Below are 4,130 nucleotides of genomic sequence, written 5' to 3'. Positions count from 1 at the left end.
GCCTACCGTGCCCGGCGCAGGGATCAAGCCTGACCGCCCGGAGCCGGGCGCGGTAGGCCACCACCACCCCCGACCTGAGCTATCCCGCCAACCGCCACCGGCCGTTGCGCGCGACAAGCGTGGTGAGCGCCTGCGGCATGAGGCCGGAGTGGTTGTCGGGCGTCATGCGGATCGGGCCGGAGAGGCCGTCGATCTGGGACGTCTCCAACACGTCGCGGATGCCGCCCCGGTCGACCTTCCCCGCCGGCCCGCCGGCCCGCAGCTCGGCGTCGACGATCAACTGGATCGCGTCGGCGGCGAACGAGGAGGAGCCGTTGTAGCCGCCGTAGCGGGCCGTGTAGTCCTGGAACCACTGCCGCCGGGCCGCCTTGGCCGGCGTGGTGGCGATCACGTCGTCGATCACCATGGTCTGGGTGAAGACCATCGTGGCCTTCTCGGTGGCTCGGGCCGCCGCGCCGAGGAAGAGGTCCCCGGCCGCGCCCGCGTCGAAGAAGAGCGACCCGCGGAACGCGGCCTGCTGTGCGCTCGTCGCGGCCAGCGCGGCCTGCTCCGGCGGAGTCCAGACGACCAGCGCGTCGGGCTTGAGCTTGGCCAGCTTGCCGACCTGCTGGCCGACCTCGGTGTCGGTGGTCTTCACCGACTCCTCGCCGGCCACCTTGATGGTGGCCTTGCCCAGTTCGCGACGCAGCGCGACCACGCCCTCGCGGCCGTAGTCGTCGTTGCTGGCGAGCAGGGCCACCTTCTTGACGTTCTTGCGGCGCAGTTCGGTGGTGAGGGCGGAGGCGCTGTCGGCCGCGTTCGGGCCCAGCTTGAAGACGTAGCGACGGTCGGCGACCGGGCTCGAGATCGCCCCGGAAGCGGCGAGCGCAATGGTGGGAATCTGCTTCTCGTTGATGACGCCGACCGCGCCGACCGCGCATTCGTTGCAACCGCCCATGACGATCGCGCTGACCCGCGAATCGCTGCTGAAGTCGGCGATGTTGCGCAGTGACTCGGCGGCGTCGGAACGGTTGTCCTTCACCTTCAGGTCGATCTTCCGGCCGTTCAGTGCTCCGGAGGAGTTCAACTGGTCCCTCTTGAGTTCCAGCGCGCGCTGGTATGCCCGGCCCATTGGCGCGGCGGCACCGGAAAGTTCGAGGTCGGCGGCGATCACGATCGGACTCGTGTCCTGCTCCGCCTCGCCGAACTGACAGCCGGTGAGCGTGGTGGCCACTAAGGCCGATGCGAGCGCCGCGATGGTCGCGGAGCGGATGGGGCTCAACTCAGTCCTCCAGGTGCGGGCGCGGGCGCAGCCCGGTCACCGCCGCTAATCCGTCCTCACTGGAGGACGGGATCTCGTCTGCCGTACGGTGTGTGCGCGAAGCCTGCAAAACCTTGCCAATGGCCGGCGCTGTGGTCAAGCGCGGACCCCGGTTGCATTCTCGGGACGGCCATCCCACATGCTGGGGTAACGCAATGTTTGCAAAACCTCACTTTGCATACACGCGTGACCACTCTGGAGTTACATGCCCTGTTCAGGGGCTTGCGGAAATGAAGGTATCAGTTGACCGGATCAAGGGTTCCGCGCCGTCCGACCGTTTCCTACCTCACTGCGGCTTCCCAAACACGATCTTCTCTGATCAAATCGCGGCCGTGCCGCGCGTGGTCCCCTCCGCTCCCGGCGCGGCTCGGCGGGTCAGGCGGGGAAGAAACGACGGAGGCGATGTCGTGAGCACCGGACCGACGACCCTGCCCGCGCTCGGCGGCGATACCGGGCGTACGCGCCGGCGCATGCCGAGACTGCGGGACGCCCGGATCCGGTCCAAGTTGGCGCTGATCCTGGTCGTTCCGGTGGCCGCGGTGATCGCGCTGGCCACCGTCCGTCTCATCTCCGTGGGTGAGGGCGCCTACGACGCCACCCGGGCCCGGTCGCTCACCGCGCTGGCCATCGACGTCAGCGCGCTGACCCAGGACCTCCAGGCCGAGCGCATGGCGGCGGCGGCCTACCTGGCAGCTCCGCAGCAGCCGGCCGACGCGTACAACCTTCGGGTACGCCAGACGCAGCAGCGGGTCGACGAGTACCGCGCCGAGCGTGACCGGATCGGCGAGGTGCCGACGGCGTTGCGGGACCGGCTGGCGGCGATCGACGACCACCTGGCCACCCTGGACGGCACCCGTCAGGAGGTGCTGGACCGCCGGCAGATGGCGGTCGCCGAGGCGGTGCTGCGCTACGGCGTGATCCTCACCGACCTGGTCAGCTACGGCGACGGGCTGGCCCAGCTACCCGGCGACGAGAGCCTGTCGGACAGCCGCCGGGCGGTCGCCGCGTTCGCCCGCGCCAAGGCCTCCGTCGCCGAGGAGGAGGCGGTCGCCTTCACCGCGCTGACCGCCGGCCAGCTCGACCCGGAGCAGTTCTCCTCCTTCGTGGCGACGCTGACCAGCCAGCAGGAGGCGCTTGTCGCCTTCTCGCTCGCCGCCGACCCGGTGCAGCGGGCTCTGGTCGACAGCACCGTCTCCGGTGACGCGGTCGGTCTCTCCGACCGGGTCGCCAGCGACATCACCCGTTCGGTCGGGCAGCGCCCGCTGGTGAGCGCACAGGACGCCACCGCCGCCATCGGCGCGGTCAACGACCTGATGCGCTGGGCCGAGATCCAACTACAGGACCGGCTGCTCGAGCAGGCCGACGAGGCGCGCTCGGACGTCATCCGGCAGGCCGTGGTCGAGTCGATCCTGGTGCTGCTCACCCTGATCATCGCCGTGTCGCTGGCCGTTGTGCTGGCCCGGTCGCTGAACGACTCGCTTCGCCGCCTGCGCGAGGGCGCGCTCGCGGTGGCCAACCACGACCTTCCCGACGCCGTGCAGCGACTGCAGAACATGGGCAGCGTCGGCGACGGCGGCGTGGACGAGATCGTCCGGCAGGTACGGGACCCGATCCAGCTCAACAGCCGCGACGAGGTCGGCCAGGTGGCGTCGGCCTTCAACGTCGTCCACCGCGAGGCGGTGCGGGTCGCCGCCGAACAGGCCGCGCTGCGGACCAGCGTCTCGGCGATGTTCCTCAACCTGGCTCGCCGCAGTCAGACCCTGGTCGACCGGATGATCGGCGAGCTCGACGCGATCGAGCGCGGCGAGGAGGACCCGAAGCGGCTGGCCCAGCTCTTCGAGCTGGACCACCTGGCCACCCGAATGCGCCGCAACGACGAGAACCTGCTGGTCCTGGCCGGCGCCGACTCGGCCGTACCGCGCCGTGACGACGCGCTGGTCGTGGACGTCCTGCGCGCCGCGCAGTCCGAGGTGGAGCTCTACAACCGCATCGAGTTCGGCACCGTCGACACCGACATCTCGGTGGCCGCGCACGCGGTCAACGACGTGGTACGTCTCGTCGCGGAACTGCTCGACAACGCCACCCGGTTCTCACCGCCGAACACCACTGTCGTCGCCGACGGTCGCCGCATCCGGGACTACGTGCTCATCCAGATCGAGGACCGCGGGCTCGGCCTCACCGACGAGCAGCTCGACTCACTCAACCGCCGGTTGGCCGCCCCGCCGAGCGTGGACGTCGCCGCGTTCCGGTTGATGGGTCTGGCCGTGGTGAGCCGACTCGCCTCCCGCTACGGCATCCGGGTGGAGCTGCGGCGCAACGTCGAGGGCGGCACCGTCGCCCAGGTGACGCTGCCCGCCGCCACCGTGATCCTGCCCAGCGGCCGTGGCCGCGATCAGGCGATCACCCGTCCGCGCCAGCCGATGGCCGTCGAGCAGACGCCGCTCACCCCGGTCGGCCACGCCGAGTCGTACGCCGGCGCGACCGCCTCGGCGGCGACTCTGCCGGACCAGTGGCGGACCAACGCCCCGGCCCCCGCGCAGTGGCAGTCCCCGCTCGACGCGCGGGACACCGCCCCGGCGGTGCAGGCCGGCGGCTACGCCGGGGCACGCCCGACGATGCCGCCGACCGCCGCGCCGTCCGTTCCGGTGCCGCCCAACCGCCCGGCGTACGGCGGCGGCGTCTCGGCGGGCAGCCCCACCGTGGCGTACCCGACCATCGACGCCCTGCCCCGGCGGGGCGCGACGGCCGACACCCCGGACGGCCGGAACGCGCCGGTGCTGCCGGTCGGCCCGGTCGCCGGGCCGGGCGCGGTCGCCCCGCCGGCACCGCC

2 protein-coding genes are annotated in these 4,130 nt (G+C 71.5%); one reads left to right on the top strand and one right to left on the bottom strand.

The features are described 5' to 3' along the window. Positions 1-79 precede the first annotated feature (79 nt). On the bottom strand, positions 80-1,261 hold the full coding sequence (locus ABZV06_RS31895) for an ABC transporter substrate-binding protein (protein WP_355242055.1): 1,182 nt from the start codon (positions 1,259-1,261) through the stop codon (positions 80-82). A gap of 446 nt (positions 1,262-1,707) precedes the next feature. Between ABZV06_RS31895 and ABZV06_RS31890 the strand changes: the two genes are divergently transcribed. Further along, positions 1,708-4,130: nitrate- and nitrite sensing domain-containing protein (locus tag ABZV06_RS31890; RefSeq protein WP_355625969.1), on the top strand; the 2,423-nt coding region annotated here is incomplete at its 3' end.

The organism is Micromonospora sp. NPDC005172 (assembly GCF_040608555.1).
Lineage (GTDB): Bacteria > Actinomycetota > Actinomycetes > Mycobacteriales > Micromonosporaceae > Micromonospora.
Note: the sequence above shows the minus strand (reverse complement) of the source record. Positions and strands in the feature narration are given on the sequence as shown.